The 16,475-nt window shown below is 37.0% G+C and carries 14 protein-coding genes and 1 riboswitch; of the genes, 6 read left to right on the forward strand and 8 right to left on the reverse strand.

Annotated features, from left to right (window positions below; all coding sequences use genetic code 11):
* Positions 1-124: 124 nt before the first annotated feature.
* Positions 125-2,698 carry a vitamin B12-dependent ribonucleotide reductase gene (locus ACJ2A9_RS05140; RefSeq protein WP_441420548.1) on the reverse strand — a complete coding sequence of 858 codons (2,574 nt, stop codon included), beginning with the start codon at positions 2,696-2,698 and terminating at the stop codon, positions 125-127.
* A gap of 463 nt (positions 2,699-3,161) precedes the next feature.
* Here ACJ2A9_RS05140 and dat point away from each other — a divergent pair, with 463 nt between their 5' ends.
* Entirely contained in the window at positions 3,162-4,010 is an 849-nt protein-coding gene (dat, locus tag ACJ2A9_RS05145; RefSeq protein WP_441420549.1) for a D-amino-acid transaminase, read from the forward strand.
* Between the two features lie 55 nt (positions 4,011-4,065).
* Here dat and ACJ2A9_RS05150 read toward each other — a convergent pair whose 3' ends face one another.
* Positions 4,066-4,899 carry a lipoate--protein ligase family protein gene (locus ACJ2A9_RS05150; RefSeq protein ID WP_441420550.1) on the reverse strand — a complete coding sequence of 278 codons (834 nt, stop codon included), beginning with the start codon at positions 4,897-4,899 and terminating at the stop codon, positions 4,066-4,068.
* Between the two features lie 195 nt (positions 4,900-5,094).
* Between ACJ2A9_RS05150 and ACJ2A9_RS05155 the strand changes: the two genes are divergently transcribed.
* Entirely contained in the window at positions 5,095-5,469 is a 375-nt protein-coding gene (locus tag ACJ2A9_RS05155; protein WP_441420551.1) for a rhodanese-like domain-containing protein, read from the forward strand.
* A 171-nt stretch (positions 5,470-5,640) separates the two neighbouring features.
* Here ACJ2A9_RS05155 and gcvPB read toward each other — a convergent pair whose 3' ends face one another.
* The 3 genes from gcvPB to gcvT are packed head-to-tail and all read right to left on the reverse strand — an operon-like array spanning position 5,641 to position 9,552.
* Positions 5,641-7,098 carry an aminomethyl-transferring glycine dehydrogenase subunit GcvPB gene (gene gcvPB, locus ACJ2A9_RS05160; protein WP_441420552.1) on the reverse strand — a complete coding sequence of 486 codons (1,458 nt, stop codon included), beginning with the start codon at positions 7,096-7,098 and terminating at the stop codon, positions 5,641-5,643.
* Positions 7,095-8,438, reverse strand: coding sequence for an aminomethyl-transferring glycine dehydrogenase subunit GcvPA (gcvPA, locus tag ACJ2A9_RS05165; RefSeq protein WP_441420553.1), 1,344 nt, complete (start codon positions 8,436-8,438; stop codon positions 7,095-7,097). Before gcvPA ends, gcvPB begins: the two co-directional genes overlap by 4 nt.
* Positions 8,439-8,454: 16 nt before the next feature.
* Positions 8,455-9,552, reverse strand: a complete 1,098-nt coding sequence (gene gcvT, locus ACJ2A9_RS05170; RefSeq protein ID WP_441420554.1) for a glycine cleavage system aminomethyltransferase GcvT — start codon at positions 9,550-9,552, stop codon at positions 8,455-8,457.
* A 279-nt stretch (positions 9,553-9,831) separates the two neighbouring features.
* A riboswitch (glycine riboswitch) is annotated at positions 9,832-9,925 on the reverse strand.
* 161 nt (positions 9,926-10,086) lie between these two features.
* Here gcvT and ACJ2A9_RS05175 point away from each other — a divergent pair.
* Positions 10,087-11,775 (forward strand): DEAD/DEAH box helicase, encoded by a 1,689-nt coding sequence (locus tag ACJ2A9_RS05175; protein WP_441420555.1) that lies wholly within the window; start codon positions 10,087-10,089, stop codon positions 11,773-11,775.
* Positions 11,762-12,562: a YqhG family protein gene (locus ACJ2A9_RS05180; RefSeq protein ID WP_441420556.1), complete on the forward strand. Its 801-nt coding sequence runs from the start codon at positions 11,762-11,764 to the stop codon at positions 12,560-12,562. Before ACJ2A9_RS05175 ends, ACJ2A9_RS05180 begins: the two co-directional genes overlap by 14 nt.
* A 142-nt stretch (positions 12,563-12,704) precedes the next feature.
* Here ACJ2A9_RS05180 and ACJ2A9_RS05185 read toward each other — a convergent pair whose 3' ends face one another.
* Together ACJ2A9_RS05185 and ACJ2A9_RS05190 are read right to left on the reverse strand one after the other, a co-directional pair.
* Positions 12,705-14,390 carry a formate--tetrahydrofolate ligase gene (locus tag ACJ2A9_RS05185; protein ID WP_441420557.1) on the reverse strand — a complete coding sequence of 562 codons (1,686 nt, stop codon included), beginning with the start codon at positions 14,388-14,390 and terminating at the stop codon, positions 12,705-12,707.
* A gap of 258 nt (positions 14,391-14,648) precedes the next feature.
* A complete protein-coding gene (locus ACJ2A9_RS05190) occupies positions 14,649-14,840 on the reverse strand; it encodes a YqzE family protein (RefSeq protein WP_441420558.1) in 192 nt (63 codons plus the stop codon).
* 178 nt (positions 14,841-15,018) lie between these two features.
* Here ACJ2A9_RS05190 and ACJ2A9_RS05195 point away from each other — a divergent pair, with 178 nt between their 5' ends.
* Both ACJ2A9_RS05195 and ACJ2A9_RS05200 read left to right on the forward strand, forming a co-directional pair.
* Positions 15,019-15,291, forward strand: a complete 273-nt coding sequence (locus ACJ2A9_RS05195) for an HU family DNA-binding protein (RefSeq protein ID WP_441420559.1) — start codon at positions 15,019-15,021, stop codon at positions 15,289-15,291.
* Positions 15,292-15,392: 101 nt separating this feature from the next.
* Positions 15,393-16,190 (forward strand): alpha/beta fold hydrolase, encoded by a 798-nt coding sequence (locus ACJ2A9_RS05200; protein WP_441420560.1) that lies wholly within the window; start codon positions 15,393-15,395, stop codon positions 16,188-16,190.
* A gap of 71 nt (positions 16,191-16,261) precedes the next feature.
* On the opposite strand, the gene ACJ2A9_RS05205 is transcribed toward ACJ2A9_RS05200, so the two are convergent.
* On the reverse strand, positions 16,262-16,471 hold the full coding sequence (locus ACJ2A9_RS05205) for a 2-hydroxymuconate tautomerase family protein (protein WP_441420561.1): 210 nt from the start codon (positions 16,469-16,471) through the stop codon (positions 16,262-16,264).
* Positions 16,472-16,475 lie beyond the last annotated feature (4 nt).

A 16,475-nucleotide genomic window follows, 5' to 3' on the forward strand; every position in this document is an offset into this window, starting at 1 on the left:
TCTCCTTTAGATTGTGTAAATTTTATGACTTACGATGATGTAGTTGTTGGAAGCCGTGCCATTGTAGTTAATATAAAAATGGATAGAGTCTTTTGCCGACTCTATCCATTTACTGATTATATAATTATAAACCACACTTTAATTGTGCATTACAGTTTGTACATGTGTTACAGCCACCGATGTCTTCAACAGTTCCTTTACGACAAACCGGGCATGTATTTCCTACTTCTGAACCGATTGTTACGGACGTAGAGCGAAGATCAGCAATTGTATCAACGAGAACAACATGACTTTTCTTCTTTCCATCTTTTTCTTCAGATGTTAAATCAACAGCATAATCCTCAAAGGTATTTTCTTCAGCAGTCAATGTTAATACTTGAGCATCACGACTTCCATCAACATATACTGTACCACCTTTTGCTCCACCTCGGTACAGACGTTCATAAACCTTTTCAACCTGCTCAACCGTATACCCTTTCGGAGCATTAACTGTTTTTGATAATGAGCTGTCTACCCAACGTTGAATAATACATTGAACATCCGCATGCTCTTCAGGTGATAATTCCATCGTTGAAACAAACCATTCTGGTAAGTTTTCTGGATCGGCATCTGGATTAACATCAAGATATTCTTTAACGATTTCGGCTTTCACCTCGATAAACTTCCCTAATCGACCACTACGGTAATAAGAGAAAGAGAAGTAAGGTTCAAGTCCTGTACTCACACCAACCATTGTTCCAGTCGAACCTGTAGGAGCAACGGTTAATAAGTGCGAATTACGAATACCATAGTCTAACACTGCTTCACGAATATCTTCTGGCATCTTTTTCATATAGCCAGTATTAATAAACGCTTCTCGTAAGTTTCTCGTTTTTTCTTCCTGTTCCCCAACTAAATAAGGGAAGCTGCCTTTTTCTTTTGCTAATTCAACACTTGTACGATATGCAGTTGTTGCAATCGTTTCAAAGATCTTATCTACAAGTTCGTTTCCTTCTTCTGAGCCGTATCTTGTCTCACAATAGATAAGCAAATCATGAAGCCCCATTACACCTAGACCAACACGGCGTTCACTTTTTGCTTGCTTTGTGTTCTCTTCCAAGAAATATGGTGTAGCATCAATAACGTTATCCTGCATCCGTACACCAGTTGCTACAGTCTGCTTTAACTTTTCAAAATCAACGGTTTTCGTTTCCTTATCCGCCATATTTGCTAAGTTTACTGCGGCAAGGTTACAAACCGAAAATGGCGCCAGAGGTTGTTCTCCACACGGGTTTGTTGCAACTACCTTTTGTCCATAGCTTGTAGCATTTGTCATTTCGTTAGCATTATCAATGAAGAAAATACCTGGTTCTGCAGAATATGTTGCACAAATATTAATTAAATTCCAAAGCTCTTTTGCTTTAATTTTACGGTACATTCGAACACGATGGCCCATTTTTTCCCATTCACGTACATCTCCACATTCATGCCATTCACGGTTATAAATTTCCATCTCTTCAGGTGAATAGTTTTCAACATCTGGGAAGCGCAGTTCATAATCTGTGTCTTCTTCAACTGCTTTCATAAATTCATTCGTTATACAAACAGAGATATTTGCACCTGTTAAAAATTCTGAGTTATTGACACTGTAAGTTCCACCTGTGTTCAACTTCTCCTCAGCTTCTCTAATTACTTTATCATCAAAGCCGCCTTGTCCTTGGATATGCTTAAAATTAACAATCCCTTGATACAACGCAACCTCTAATTCAGATAGCGGTTTAAACTTCAATTTGTCTTTTACTAATTGTTTGATTTGATCATCTTTTGTATTTTCTAATAAGAATCGTAAAATTCTCGGGTTTTGCATTTTCGAAATAATAAATTCGAGAATGTCAGGGTGGCTGTCCACCAGCATAATCATTTGAGCCCCCCTGCGGCTCCCGCCTTGTTCCACAAGGTGTGTCAATTTCGCAATGTCATCTAGCCATGAAACCGATCCTGATGATTTACCATTTACACCACGAGCTAACGTATGACGCGGGCGTAATGTTGAACCGTTTGTACCAACTCCGCCACCACGACTCATAATCTCCATCACTTGCTTACGATGCTCAGAGATGCCTTCTCTTGAGTCTTTAACATACGGCATTACATAACAGTTAAAGTAGGTAACGTCTGTTTCAGCACCTGCTCCGTAAAGGACACGACCTGCAGGAACAAAGTTCATATTCACTAACTCATGATAAAATTTCTCAAACGATTCTTGTCGTTTTTCTTCCGTTGTTTCTACCGAAGCTAGTCCAGTTGCATTACGCTTGGCAATTTGCTCGTAATAAAGTTCTAACGGTTTTTCAATAGTATCGAGAGAACGAATGACAACTCCTGTTTTGGCTTCTTCTGGATCTAACACTCCGTGGAATTCTTCATCAACTAAAACTTTGGCTGTTTTTGAGAACCAATCTAATTCCAGAACAAAACCAAATCCACGAGCTGGAAATTTCGGGTCTTCCTTGACCGTTAATACGACAAAGTCACCTTCTGTTAATGTTTTCTTTTCTGTATCTTTAAATGTGTAACGGTCGAGCATTACAAGTCTTGATACACCACTCTTTTGAATGTGCATGTCCGCTGTAATCGGATGAACTTGTGGAAACTGTTCAATATCCTGATTTAGCTTTTCGACATTAACGCTCATTACTTTTGACATCATCATTGTCATAAAGTTCTCCCCTTCACTATTTAGTATATATTTACTCTCCCATGTCTACATCTTGATGTATGTAGCTTGTAGAAGCATGATGTATTTGTTAAAAAAAATCTGATTTGCTAGCAATATTTCCCTAAAATCAAATGTTGTATGCTTGACTTAGCTTATCACAATCAACGGACATAATCAATATATAGTGTTGTATATTTTATCCATTACACTATATATTGTGAAATCATCTCCTTTTTTTCATTTTGTCAACTTTAAAAGAGGTCAAATAAAGTAGAATGAATGAGCATTTATGCTAAATAATTCATTTTACAAAGTAATTTCAAGAAATTTGTCAGTTGCAAAATATAGGTTCGCCATATGTCATGATTCTTCACCTTTAATTTACTTTTCTAACAATATTGACAATTTACAATTTCAATGTTGTGATAGAAATTAACAATCTTACTAATTTGGAGGACAATAAATGGACTATGTTATCTACAATAACCAAATCGTACCTAAAGATTCTGTTCATATAAGTATGGAGGATCGCGGTTATAATTTTGGAGATGGAATATATGAGGTTATCCGTATCTACAATGGAACACCGTATACAATGGAAGAACATTATGAGCGATTTTCAAACAGTGCGAAAAAGCTAGAAATGACCTTACCTTACCCTATCGAAACCTTTTATATGTTAACAGAACAATTAATTAGAAAAAATGAAATCAGAGACGGTTTATTTTACCTGCAATATACACGAGCTGTTGCACCGCGAAACCACCTTTATGAGCGAAATATGGAAGGGGTCGTCACTGCTTTTACCCGTGAAGTACCACTAAACATAAAGGATCAAAGTGAGGGGATCGCAGTAATCGCAACCGATGACATTCGCTGGCTCCGTTGTGATATTAAAACAATAAATCTACTCGGAAATACAATGGCACTTAGAAAAGCTGCCGACAATAAATGCAGTGAAGCCATTCTTCATCGAAATCATCTCGTTACAGAATGTGCCGCCTCAAACGTTTTTATAGTAAAAGATAAGAAAGTTTATACCCACCCTGCTACAAATCTTATCTTAAACGGTATAACCCGACAGCTTGTTCTGCATATCGCTAATGAACTAGGATTAGAGCTTTTTGAACAGCCTTTTACACTAGAGCATTTAATGGATGCAGATGAAGTATTTATTACAAATACAAATGTCGAAATAGCACCAGTTATATCAATCAGTGGTGATATTAGCAACCATTACTCAATCGGTCCAATAACAAGAAAACTACAATCATCATTTACTGAAAGAAAAATTAACGCTTTAACAAAGTAGACATCAACCGAACACATACAAAAGCATGAATCCTAATAAATAGGATCCATGCTTTTTATCTACGAAATGTCCACTCATCATTACTATACCGTTCCATTGCAATTTTTTGTACTTCTTTTTCTTCCGCCTCTGATAATTGATACGGTACAAGTTCAATCTTTAAACCTTTTTCGAAGCCATTTTTAAATGCCTCACGGGCTTCATTCAGTGTAATGCGTTCTTCTCTCAGTTCATTAATAGCAACTGCTTTATTTTTAAAATTTCGCTGCAACCTCTCTCTTACTCTTTCATTCGGATATTTAAATAGATCGAACAGTTTATCTTCATCAATATCTAAAATAATCGAACCGTGCTGTAAAATGACACCTTTTTGCCTCGTTTGAGCACTGCCAGCAACCTTTCTTCCTTCTACAACTAGTTCATACCAGGATGGGGCATCAAAACAAACAGCAGAACGAGGATTTTTTAATGCGTCTTTTTCTTCCTGGGATCTTGGGATTGCAAAGTATGCATCAAGTCCCAAAAGTTTAAACCCTTCAAGCAACCCTTCTGATATAACACGATACGCTTCTGTTACAGTTTCAGGCATACCCTGATAATCCTCTGACACAATGACACTATAGGTTAATTCTTGATCGTGGAGTACTCCTCTCCCTCCAGTTGGCCGCCGCACAAAACCTAGATTGTATTTATTTACCGCTTCAAGATTTATTTCTTTTTCCACCTTTTGAAAATAACCAATGGACAATGTCGCTGGATTCCAGCCATAAAAACGAATCGTTGGCGGAATTTTTCCTTGGCTATGCCAATTTAATAATGCTTCATCTAACGCCATGTTATATTCTGGTGAGCAATTTTCAGAATCAATGAAATACCATTTTTGTTTCATCGCATATCCCTCATTTGTTCTAGTACTTTCTATTATATCTATTAGTTAGTCTAGCAAAATGGAGGATGAAGTCAAATAATTTAACTCCCTTATTGCTATCGTATAAAAATAAATTTATATTTTTCTTTGATTCTTACTGTAAGGGTGTTTATAATCAATATGTATGATTATTTTTAAAGGGGTGGACAAGAGGTTATGGTTTGGATTAATACCATTGCAATTTTAGTATTGGCCTATTTAATAATAAGTCCGTTTATTAAGCCAAGATTTTTAACTGGGTTAAGTGAGGAAGAATTTCGAGCCGGTTACCGTAAAGCACAGCTAATCGATGTCAGAGAACAAAACGAATATGATGGCGGCCATATTTTAGGGGCAAGAAATATACCAACCTCACAATTAAGCCAACGAATGAATGAAGTACGAAATGATCAGCCTGTTTATCTTTATTCACAAACAGCATCAAGAAGTTATCGAGCTGCAAAATTCCTAAAAAAGAAGCGCGGCATTACAGATATCTACTACCTTCAAGGCGGCTTTAGAAAGTGGACAGGAAAAATAAAAAAGAAGTAAACAAATTGTATACATAAGAAAAGAGCACTTCCGCGGAAGTGCTCTTTTTAATAATTAAAAATTAAAAATTAAAAATTTAAAATGTAAAATTGTGTAGGCTGCTTCAATGAAGCTCTTTTGAAAAAGCTCACGTAGCAGCTCCCACAATAATTCTACATTCTAAATTTTACATTACGCTTTTTCGTATCTCAATATCGGCTTTCTCGCAGCTGTTGTTTCGTCTAAGCGACCGATAACTGTTGTGTGTGGTGCTTCTTGGACGATCTCTGGAGTTTCCTCTGCTTCCTTAGCGATCTGAATCATTGCATCAATGAATTCATCTAATGTTTCTTTTGCTTCAGTCTCCGTTGGTTCAATCATAATACATTCCTCAACATTTAACGGGAAGTAGATTGTTGGCGGGTGATAGCCGAAATCAAGTAAGCGTTTTGCCATATCTAACGTTCGAACACCCAACTTCTTTTGACGGCGACCTGAGAGTACAAACTCATGTTTACAATGTTGATTAAACGGAAGATCAAAATACGGCTCTAAACGACGCATCATGTAGTTTGCATTAAGAACAGCATATTCAGATACTTTACGTAAGCCAACTGGTCCCATTGTACGAATATACGTATAAGCACGAACATTGATTCCAAAGTTACCATAGAACGGTTTAACACGGCCAATAGATTGCGGACGATTATAATCAAAGCCATACGCATCCCCATTTTTAACAACGACCGGCTTTGGCAGGAACGGAATTAAATCTTTCTTAACTCCAACAGGACCTGATCCTGGTCCACCACCACCATGTGGTCCGGTAAATGTTTTGTGTAAGTTTAAGTGTACGACATCAAAGCCCATATCACCAGGACGAGCAATACCTAAAATAGCGTTTGAGTTAGCTCCGTCATAATATAATTTTCCGCCAGCTTCATGAATAATTTCAGCCATTTCAGCGATATTTTCTTCAAAGAGACCTAGTGTATTTGGATTTGTTAGCATTAGAGCTGCTGTATCCTCTCCTACAACCTCTCTTAGATGTTCTAAATCTACAAGTCCACGCTCATTTGAACGGACAGTAATTGATTCAAATCCAGCTACAGTTGCCGAAGCCGGGTTTGTACCGTGTGCTGAGTCAGGAACAATGACCTTCGTACGGTTAAAATCACCATTCGCTTCATGGTAAGCACGAATCATCATTAATCCCGTCCATTCACCATGAGCTCCTGCAGCTGGTTGTAACGTCACTTCATCCATTCCTGTAATTTCAGCTAGTGACGTTTGTAAATTATACATTAACTCTAATGCACCTTGCACAGTTTCTTCAGCTTGATATGGATGAATATGTGCGAAACCAGTATACCGAGCAACGTCTTCATTAATTTTCGGATTATATTTCATTGTACAAGATCCAAGTGGATAAAACCCTGAATCTACACCGTGATTTCGGTTTGAGAGTGCTGTATAATGACGCATTAATTGCAGCTCTGAAACTTCTGGGAGCTCTGCATCCTCTGTACGGATAAACATGTCAGGGATTACCTTTTCTACTGCAACTTCTGGTACGTCTAATTCCGATAAGCTATAACCGGTACGTCCAGCCTTACTTAACTCAAAAATTAATGCTTGATCTTTACTCATTGTAAACCCCCCAAAGCTTTTGCTAATATGTCAATTTCTTCTTTCGTACGAAGTTCAGTAACAGCTATTAACATATGACCATCTAATTCAGGATAATCACGTCCAAGGTCATAACCACCAATGATTCCTTGTTGTAATAATTGTTTGTTAACGTCTTGAACTGGCTTATCTAGCTTTACAACAAACTCATTAAAGAAAGGTTGATTAAACACTACATTAACACCGTTGTTTAGTACTTGTTCTTTTGCATAATGAGCTTTTTGTAAGTTTTGCTTAGCCATCTCTTTGACACCATTTTTGCCAAGTGCACTCATCGCAACAGAAGATGCCAATGCATTTAACGCTTGGTTAGAACAAATATTTGATGTCGCTTTATCACGGCGAATATGTTGTTCACGTGCCTGCAATGTTAAAACAAATCCACGTTGCCCTTGATCATCAGTTGTTTGACCAACTAGACGCCCTGGAACTTTACGCATTAACTTCTTTGTTGTCGCAAAAAAGCCGCAGTGTGGTCCACCAAATTGTGCTGGTATTCCAAATGGTTGAATATCACCGATAACGATATCGGCACCGAAATGCCCTGGTGGCTTTAACAATCCTAATGATAATGGATTACTTGAAACAACAAACATCGCTTTCTGGGCATGTGTCATTTCTTCAATCTCTTGAAGATTTTCAATGCTCCCAAAGAAGTTTGGATATTGTACAATGACACAAGCTGTATCGTTATCAATTTCATCTTTTAACGCTGCTAAATTTGTAACTCCAGCTTCAACATCTACTTCAACAACAGTGAGATTCTGTCCCTTTGCACTTGTGTGTAATACGGCTCTTGCTTCAGGATGAACTGCTTTTGATACAATCAATTTCTTACGTCTTGTTTGACCAGCACTTAGCATTGCTGACTCAGCTAAAGCTGTTTGCCCATCATACATTGAGGCATTTGCCAGATCCATTCCTGTTAACTCACTAACCATAGTTTGGAACTCAAAGATCGCTTGCAGTTCACCTTGAGAAATCTCTGGCTGATAGGGTGTATACGCTGTATAAAACTCTGAACGTGAGATGACATGATCGACAACTGATGAAATATAGTGATCATATACTCCAGCACCTAAAAAAGTTGGATATTGCTTCGTATTGACGTTTTTACCAGCTAAACCTTGCAGATAGTTAACTAATTCAGGCTCCGGCAGTTCCTTCTCAATGTTTAATTGACCTTTATAGCGAATTTTTTCAGGAATATCAGCAAAAAGTTCTTCAACTGATTGAATACCAATCGTATCCATCATTTCTTTTTGGTCTTGCTCTGTCATTGGTAAATAACGATAACTCATTTGTAATCTCCCCTTATTACCCTCTCTTGTAGAAAGGTGTTTTTACAACTTGTGCTTTTAAACGCTTTTTACGAACCTGAACCTCAACTTCAGTGCCTATAGCAGTGAAATTGATATCAAGAAGTGCCAGACCGACGTTCTTTTTTAATGTTGGTGACTGTGTACCAGTTGTCACCTCACCGATCTTCTGTTCTCCAACAAACACTTCATAACCTGTTCTTGGGATTCCTTTATCGATCATTTCGATCCCGACTAGCTTTCTTGCTAAACCCTCTTCTTTTTGCTTTTTCAGTACATCTTTCCCAAAGAAATCATCGACTTTATCTGTCTTAACAGCAAATCCGATACCGGCCTCGAGTGGAGTAATATGTTTCGATAATTCTTGCCCATATAACGGAAGTTTGGCTTCAAATCGAAGTGTATCTCTTGCACCTAAACCGCAAGGAATAACCCCCTCATTCTTTCCAGCCTCCAATATATCCTTCCACAACTGTTGAACATCCTCTTTATGACAATAAATCTCAAAGCCGTCTTCTCCTGTGTAACCTGTACGAGATACAAGTGCTTTCACTCCATTGATATTTACATCATCTTTAAATTTAAAGAACCCAATCTCTTCTAATGGAGTTTCTGTTAGTGTTTGTAACACTTTCTCTGCTACTGGACCTTGAAGGGCAATTTGGGCAATTTCATCTGAAATATTCATAACCGTTACCCCATCAATAAGATGTGATTCCATCCAACTTACATCTTTTTCAATATTTGAGGCGTTAATGACAAGTAAATAGTCATCTTCATCTTTTTTATATATTAATAAATCATCCACTGTTCCACCGTCTTCGTAACACATTGCTGTATACTGAGCAGCTCCGGGTTTAAGCTTCGACACATCATTTGTCATTAAACGTTGAAGATAAACTAAAGCATTTTCCCCTTTCACTTCGACTTCGCCCATGTGTGATACATCGAATAATCCTGCGCAAGAACGAACTGCTTCATGCTCTTCTTTTATACTTGAAAATTGTACTGGTAAATCCCAACCACCAAAATCAATTGTTTTTGCCCCGTGCTCTTTATATACATCAAAGAGTGGTGTCTTTTTTAATTCAGTCACACAAATACCTCCAAATTTAATGATAAAAAGCTTTAAAAGATTATGAAAATTCCTGGTGTAATGATTACTATAGTCGCCTTTATTATGTTTGACGAAAAGTCAACACATACAAAAAAACATAAAAAAACATAAAAAAAGACAGAGAAATACACTAGTAAAATGTATTTCTCTGTCCTGTAACCAGAAAGTTTCTTTCTTAAATCAGCATAAACTTAAGAAATTTCCTCGTGGGTGGTTTTCATAGTAAATAGTAAGCTATAAAAACTCTCTCCAGAGTTGCGTCAAACAAGAGTCTTTTTGCCTGAGAGATTCACATTCCCATGTTTGCTCCTTCGGCGTTACCTTATCAGGTAATCTCTCCCCTTATTATCATCCGCCAATATGTAATTAAAAAACACTAAATATAGCAATAGAAAGTGATAAAACACATGATTTAATACTTTCTTGTTTATACTACATTCTATATTCATTTAATATCCTACCATTTCTTATTCAACATTGGCAATACTCTAATGATTGGAAGGAGGAGGGAATATGACTGTTACAATACATTTCAACACAGAATGGCAAGAGCAATTTATTAAACATATCGAAGAAGATGGTCCTTGGGCAAATTGGGACCTCTATAAATTAGCATTAGAAGCTGAAGAGCATTTGTCCATACCTGAATTTCATGGTCTCCAAGCGCCAAAGCATTTGCCTGACTTAAAACCTTACCGCCATCAACTTGAAGTAGCCAATACCGTTATTGAAAAGATGAATGGTAAAGCGATTTTAGCGGACGAAGTAGGACTCGGAAAAACGATCGAAGCTGGTCTGATTTTGAAAGAATACATGATACGTAATCTCGTAAAAAAAGTATTAATCCTAGTTCCAGCTTCTCTCGTCTCGCAATGGACAATCGAGTTAAATCAAAAATTTTATATTCCAGCTGTACCTCAAAAGAAAAGCTATGTTTGGGAACAATGCGATGTTGTCGTAGCATCGATGGATACAGCAAAACGCAATCCTCACAGAGATATTATTATGAAACAAAATTATGACCTCGTCATTATTGATGAAGCACATAAATTAAAGAATAACAAAACAAAAAATTATGAATTCGTTCAACATTTAAAGAAAAAGTTTTGTTTACTGTTAACTGCTACGCCTGTACAAAATAAATTAGAGGAAATCTTTAATCTTGTATCTCTTTTAAAACCTGGACATTTGGGAGATCAATCAACTTTTGATAAGGCGTACCGTTCAAGTGAACGCTCACCAAAAAATGATGAGCAGTTACGAGAACTAGTAAGCAAGGTAATGGTTCGCAATCGTCGTGAAGAAACAGGAATCGACTGGCCAAAACGAATTGTAAAAACAGTACCAATTACATTTAGTGAGGAAGAACGTGATCTCTATAACACGTTAACATCACTAAAGCATAGTGAGAACCCAGAGGATCATTTACTATTAAAGAGTCACTTCTCATTACTTACTTTACAGCGAGAAATTTGCAGCAGTCGTGAAGCTGCATTTATGACATTAAAAGGGATGTCAGAAAAGCTAGATCCAAATTCGTATGCCCAAACGATTATTAAAACATTGATGAGTAAAATAGAAAAGATTACGCGTAATTCTAAAGCGGAAAAAGCGTTAGAAATTATCCAGAACATAAATGATAAAGTGATAATTTTTACAGAATATCGTGCTACTCAATTATATTTACAATGGTTCTTAAGTCAACATGGGATTACATCTGTACCATTTCGTGGTGGATTTAAGCGTAGTAAGAAAGACTGGATGAAACAATTATTCAAAGATCGGGCACAAGTATTAATTGCAACAGAAGCAGGCGGAGAGGGAATCAATCTCCAGTTCTGCCATCATATCATTAACTATGATTTACCATGGAACCCAATGAGAATCGAGCAACGAATCGGACGTATTCACAGGCTTGGTCAAGAAAGTGATGTCCATATTTATAATTTCGCTACTGAAGATACAGTTGAACAGCATATCCTTCAATTGCTCTATGAAAAAATTAACCTTTTTGAAAAAGTCATTGGTGAATTGGATGAAATTCTCACGAAACTCGATCTATCAACAATAGAAAACCATATTACGGATATTCTCATTCGTTCAGAAAGCGAGGGAGAGATGAAAATAAAAATGGATAATTTATCTGCTCTTTTAAATAGTCAGCTTGAGGAAAGCGAGTGTAAAACAAATGCAGCAACATGAAATTCGTGACTATGTAGAGCGTTATTTTCAAGCAAATCATTGTGAGATTATTGATGGAAGTGATGCCCATATACAAGTTCAATTAACAATTGAATTGGATAAAGCACTCATGAACCGACCTTTTTATTGGCATTACCTCGAGAAAACTGGTGGAACTCCCAATCCAATGAAAATGACATTGATTATTGACCAAAACAAAGTAGCTGAGGACTTAAAAGGCGAACTGATCCATTTTGGCTCACCTAGACTGCATCAAATTTTTCAGTCGGCCAAGCAGCTTGGGTCTTTTATCCGTCTTTATGAAGAAACAGATCAGGTGAGTGGACAATCAACACCGTTACAGCCATGGCTTTGTTTAAATACAAAAATATCGTATGAATGTGACAGGAAGAAGGATACCATCTTATCACTTGGGCTCCATTTAATTAGCGGACAAGTGGTTTCGGAATTCCACAATCATTTATCTCAACTGTCTTTAACTCCGAAAATACCTGACTACTGTTTTACCTTAACACCAATTATTACTCCAAAAAGCGGGTTAAAACGGTTAGAAAATGTAATTAGGGATATCATTGATCGTGATGACCATTTATGGGCATCAGAAGCAAAAAAACGATGGACTGATGATCAAGCCTTACTTGATCATTTCTATGAAGGCACTGAGGAAAAACCAGAATGTTATCACGTCGAAAAAGAAGCGTTAAAAATTCAGTATGAACCCAAAATCAATGTCGACATCATTAATGGCGGGATGTTTTATTTAACAAAACAGTCCTCATTTAAATGAGGATGTTCATAAGTGACAGCTCTCCTCGAACGCATACAGAATATAGAGTTTTCCTCACTAAATAACTTCTATACTTTGCGGTCGAGGTGACTGTTACTTTACTTTTGAGACATCCTGTTTTTAAACGGTTATGTGTAATTCTTTAAAATAATCCGATTGCTTTTCCATCCTGATCAACATCCATTTTTAATGCAGCAGGTTGCTTAGGCAGTCCAGGCATCGTCATAACATCCCCAGTCAGAGCTACGATAAAGCCTGCACCAATGGAAGGCCGTAATTCTCGAATTGTAATTACAAAATTTTCAGGACGACCGAGAAGCTTTGGATTATCAGATAATGAATATTGATTTTTTGCCATACATACTGGTAATTGGTCCCACCCGTTTTGTTTAAATAATGCTATTTGTTTTTTTGCTTTAATAGAAAACTCAACACCACTTGCACCATAAACTTTTTTGGCAATCGTTTCAATTTTTCTTTCAATCGAATCTGTCTTTGAATAGAGCGGCGAGTAATGATTTGTCTTTGCATCTATTGTTTTTATGACAGTCCTAGCAAGATCTTCAGCACCAGCACCACCTAATCCCCAAACATCAGCAACAGACACAGCAACATTTTGCTGTTCACACCAGCTTTTTACTAACTCAATTTCAGCATGCGTATCCGATGTAAATTTATTTATCGCAACTACGTATGGCACCCCGAAGCACTCGATTGTTTCAATATGCTTTTTAAGGTTACTTATCCCTGTTTTCAATGCTTCAACATTTTCAGTTGTTAATTCAGTCTTAGGTACACCACCGTGCATTTTTAAAGCACGAATCGTTGCAACGATCACAACAGCACTAGGCTTAATATTTCCTGCTTGCGCTTTTATATTTAAAAACTTTTCCGCCCCTAAATCAGCACCAAATCCTGCTTCTGTTACAACATACTCACCAAGTTTACTTGCCATTCTTGTTGCAATGACACTATTGCAACCATGCGCTATATTTGCAAATGGACCACCATGAATCAAAGCAGGTGTGTTTTCAAGTGTTTGAACAAGATTAGGCTTTAAGGCATCCTTAAGTAATAACGTCAATGCCCCCTGTACACCTAAATCCCCGACGGTAATAGGCTCTTCGTTAGTCGTGTATGCGATAACAATTTTTGCAAGACGCATTTTTAAATCTTGAATGTCACTTGCTAAGCATAGAATCGCCATAATCTCAGAGGCAACTGTAATATCAAAACCATCTTCTCTTGGCACCCCTTGTATCGGTCCACCCAATCCAACGATTACGTTTCGAAGTGCTCTGTCATTCATATCCAAAACCCGTTTCCAAACGACACGACGTGTATCGATTTGTAACTCATTTCCTTGATGAATATGATTATCAATCAAAGCAGCCAAAGCATTATGGGCCGAGGTAATAGCATGGAGATCACCAGTAAAATGTAAGTTTATATCCTCCATTGGAATTACTTGTGAATAACCACCACCCGCCGCTCCACCTTTAATCCCCATTGTCGGTCCAAGAGAGGGCTCACGTAAGGCAATAATGGCTTTTTTTCCAATTCGATTTAATGCTTGTCCTAATCCAACCGTTACCGTAGATTTTCCTTCACCAGCAGGCGTTGGATTTATCGCAGTAACTAAAATAACACGACCATCCTTTGCGGTTTCTAACCGCTTCATGGTATCAAGTGATATTTTTGCTTTATAACGTCCGTATGGTTCCCATTCGTCAGCAAATAATTGCAGCTGTCCCGCAATCTCATCAATTGGTTTTAGTGTTGCTTCCTGAGCAATTTGAATATCTGACTTCACTTTTACATTGATCATAATCGTATTCGACCTCCATTTTTCCCTCAAGATATTTTATATATATAATGGCTATCCCTATTAGTATATAACATCCTTCATGTTACTTTACTATTAGTTTACGTCTTTCTTATGAAATATTTAGCATAAAAAAAAGAGGCTGTCTCATAAGCGCCAGCTCTCCTCGAACGTTTGCAAAATATAGAATAAACGTTCATCACGAATCAACTTCTATATTTGTGATCGAGGTGACTGTTACTTTGCTTTTGAGACATCCCCTCACTTATTACCATTTCTCCTTTTTTTCATAGTGATGGAAAAAGCCAATGGAACCATACCAAACCATCGGTAGATAAATGGTAGCCTGACTGATTTTTTTTCGGCTTTTATTGCACGTCTTTCTTCCTTTGGTTTATCAACATAGCTAACAATTTGCTGCGTTACATATTTCACATAGTCATTTGTAGACATTGTAACACCACCTCAACATGATACAAATAGTATGACCAACCTCATTGATTTTTAATCTATCTCTACTTTCCAAATAAACTAAATTTATACAGAATGCTTGACATAATATGATTCAAAAAGTACATTTGATATGCATTCTTTATAATTTATTCGTTTATTGAAAGGAAGAGACAAACTGATGAATAAGACTGATCTAATTAACAAAGTAGTAGAGACAACGGGTCTTCCAAAAAAAGATGCTGCAAAAGCTGTTGAAACAATTTTAGAAACAATTACATCCACTTTACAAAAAGGTGACAAAGTGTCATTAGTTGGGTTTGGTGTTTTTGAAGTACGTGAACGAGCAGCTAGAAAAGGACGCAACCCACAAACTGGTGAAGATATCGAAATTCCAGCAAGCAAAAATCCTGCATTTAAAGCTGGCAAACAATTAAAAGACGCAGTAAAATAATAGAAATACATATATTTCAGGCTTTTGCTTCTTTTGCAAAAAGCCTTTTTTCATCTTTTATTATTTCAAATAATAAGTAAAATCTGGGGATGGAGATTGAAATGTACTCAAAAACTGTACAGTTACGTTCTGATACAATGGATTACGTTGTTTTCGGTACTGGGAATAAGCCATTAGTTATTTTAGTCGGCTTAGAAGATGGATTAAAAACAGTAAGAGGAAGCGGACTTATTCTCGCTCGTTTTTTCAGTGCTCTTCGTAAACAATTTCGTGTATATGTTTTCAGCCGAAGAAATCATCTACCTAAAGACTATACCATTCGTCAAATGGCTACGGATCAACATGAAGCAATGAATTTAATTGGAATTGAGAAAGCTGCAGTTCTAGGTATTTCTATGGGCGGGATGATTGCCCAATGGTTAGCAATTGACTACCCCGAAACAGTTACAAAACTTGTTATAGCTATTTCTGCCTCAAAATCAAACCCAGCAATGAACAAGTTAGGAAACGAATGGATTACCTTGGCAGAGCAGCAACGATTAGGTGAGTTAATTGTTGATTCGTTAGAAAAAACATTTACAGAAACCTATATAAAACGTTATCGCTCCTTCTATCCAGTGATAAGGAAATTAAAAAAAACAAAATCAATCCAACGCTTCATTATTCAAGCGAATGCGTGCTTACGAAACAATTCCTATAATGAGTTACACAAAATCGATTGTCCAACATTAGTAATTGGGGGAACAGACGATCAAGTAGTCGGTCCGAATACTTCACAGGAAATGGCCGAAAAGATTCCAAATTGCCAACTCCTGCTGTATGAGGGAGTTGGACACGGAGCATTTAAAGAATCTGAAACTTTTAATAAAGATATCCTTTCTTTCTTATTAAATAATTAACAAAACCTCCAAAATGAATGATACACTTGGAGGCTTTTTGGGATTACGAATCCAAAAATCAATTGCTCTTACTATTGTTCACGTTTCCTTTTTTCAGTAATGGTTTCTCCGCCAAGGCCGTAATTATCCGTTTCAATTTCGTCAATGATTACAACTGTTGATTGGGGATTTTTCCCTAGTACGTCTTGAAGCAATTTTGTTGTTCCTTCAATAAGTTGTTTTTTCTGTTCAAAGGTCACTCCACCTTTTTCGTTCGTCACTTTAATATTAACAAATGGCATAAAT

The organism is Anaerobacillus sp. MEB173 (assembly GCF_052119505.1).
Taxonomy (GTDB): Bacteria; Bacillota; Bacilli; order Bacillales; family JBJMAU01; genus JBJMAU01.

What these genes read in the sequence shown, in the direction of transcription:
- ACJ2A9_RS05140 (WP_441420548.1), bottom strand. Translation starts at nt 2,698, where the DNA reads ATGACAATGATGATGTCAAAAGTAATGAGCGTTAATGTCGAAAAGCTA.
- dat (WP_441420549.1), top strand. Translation starts at nt 3,162, where the DNA reads ATGGACTATGTTATCTACAATAACCAAATCGTACCTAAAGATTCTGTT.
- ACJ2A9_RS05150 (WP_441420550.1), bottom strand. Translation starts at nt 4,899, where the DNA reads ATGAAACAAAAATGGTATTTCATTGATTCTGAAAATTGCTCACCAGAA.
- ACJ2A9_RS05155 (WP_441420551.1), top strand. Translation starts at nt 5,095, where the DNA reads ATGGTTTGGATTAATACCATTGCAATTTTAGTATTGGCCTATTTAATA.
- gcvPB (WP_441420552.1), bottom strand. Translation starts at nt 7,098, where the DNA reads ATGAGTAAAGATCAAGCATTAATTTTTGAGTTAAGTAAGGCTGGACGT.
- gcvPA (WP_441420553.1), bottom strand. Translation starts at nt 8,438, where the DNA reads ATGAGTTATCGTTATTTACCAATGACAGAGCAAGACCAAAAAGAAATG.
- ACJ2A9_RS05175 (WP_441420555.1), top strand. Translation starts at nt 10,087, where the DNA reads ATGACTGTTACAATACATTTCAACACAGAATGGCAAGAGCAATTTATT.
- ACJ2A9_RS05180 (WP_441420556.1), top strand. Translation starts at nt 11,762, where the DNA reads ATGCAGCAACATGAAATTCGTGACTATGTAGAGCGTTATTTTCAAGCA.
- ACJ2A9_RS05185 (WP_441420557.1), bottom strand. Translation starts at nt 14,390, where the DNA reads ATGATCAATGTAAAAGTGAAGTCAGATATTCAAATTGCTCAGGAAGCA.
- ACJ2A9_RS05190 (WP_441420558.1), bottom strand. Translation starts at nt 14,840, where the DNA reads ATGTCTACAAATGACTATGTGAAATATGTAACGCAGCAAATTGTTAGC.
- ACJ2A9_RS05195 (WP_441420559.1), top strand. Translation starts at nt 15,019, where the DNA reads ATGAATAAGACTGATCTAATTAACAAAGTAGTAGAGACAACGGGTCTT.
- ACJ2A9_RS05200 (WP_441420560.1), top strand. Translation starts at nt 15,393, where the DNA reads ATGTACTCAAAAACTGTACAGTTACGTTCTGATACAATGGATTACGTT.
- ACJ2A9_RS05205 (WP_441420561.1), bottom strand. Translation starts at nt 16,471, where the DNA reads ATGCCATTTGTTAATATTAAAGTGACGAACGAAAAAGGTGGAGTGACC.